The sequence below is a fragment of the Streptomyces sp. PTL18 genome (genome assembly GCF_059510295.1).
In genome coordinates this window covers 1-893 of record NZ_JCAJZO010000115.1, presented here as the reverse complement: position 1 = coordinate 893, position 893 = coordinate 1, and the positions used below count along the sequence as shown (strand labels likewise).

Sequence of the window (893 nt, the reverse complement as noted above, 5' to 3'; positions counted from 1 at the left end):
GTGTCAGGCTTGGGATCGGCGAAGACCGGGTGCTTTGCCAGCAGTCCCGTGATGTGCGCGGTGGACCGGCCACGCGCGTCCAAGACGGCGATCCGCAGGATCAGGAGGGCACGCAATAGATCCAGATCACTCGGGTTACCGACGATCCGCGCCGGATCCAGCAACGGGTGGTGGCGACCGACAGAGGTGGCAATCCCCGCGCAGATCTTCTGGATCCACTGCTCGCGCAGGTCGGTCAAGCCAGTAGCGGAAGGCACAGCTTTAATCCCCCTGTTAGACAAGGACGGTAATGGAACCCTCTCCGACATCCGCACCGGAGACCGTCCTCGTGAAAGCTCTGCCGGCGCGTGCTGTCGGCGACCTCTGGGACATGCAGGCGCCTGGCAGACGCCATGCCCATCAGCCCTGATGGCCTGGAGGGCCACGGCCAGGCAGCTCATCATCCTGGGCTGTCGCATCTGCGGAGTGTAGGAGGTGCCGCTGACAAGAGACCCGCATCGCGACGTTCCCGCTGACTTCCTCGGGCCCGTGGCGGTGTGGGAAGCCCCCACGACTTGGTTCGCTGTCAAGCGCCTGGATCAGATGCCAGGGCGACTGGCTTCACTGTCCAAGGACGACAGTTCGCCGGGGGCAGACAGGAAAGATCACAGAAAGACTGGCCAACCTGCGCGGGAGCATGTCAACGTAGACGACCTTGCAAGAAACCCCAGGTCAGAGAGGTGATTACCCGTGACCGTGGCTCCCGCCGGCCCTGGATTCTCCACCACCGTCGAAGCCCTGCGGCTGCGCGAGTGGCAGCTGGGTCCTGGCCAGCCCACGCTCGTCATGGACCAGTTCTCCGCGGAGGACTTCAACCTCATCGTGGACGACCGTGCGGACGTACACGTCAGCTC

Annotated in this window: 1 protein-coding gene and 1 pseudogene; one reads left to right on the top strand and one right to left on the bottom strand. The window is 64.2% G+C overall.

The window, feature by feature from the left end:
* A partial coding sequence (locus AC5WS8_RS39220; RefSeq protein WP_496108248.1) for a hypothetical protein occupies nucleotides 1-239 on the bottom strand: 239 nt, incomplete at its 3' end.
* A 490-nt stretch (nucleotides 240-729) separates the two neighbouring features.
* Between AC5WS8_RS39220 and AC5WS8_RS39215 the strand changes: the two are divergent.
* Nucleotides 730-893 (top strand): annotated as a pseudogene (locus AC5WS8_RS39215) (DUF317 domain-containing protein); the annotation flags it as partial.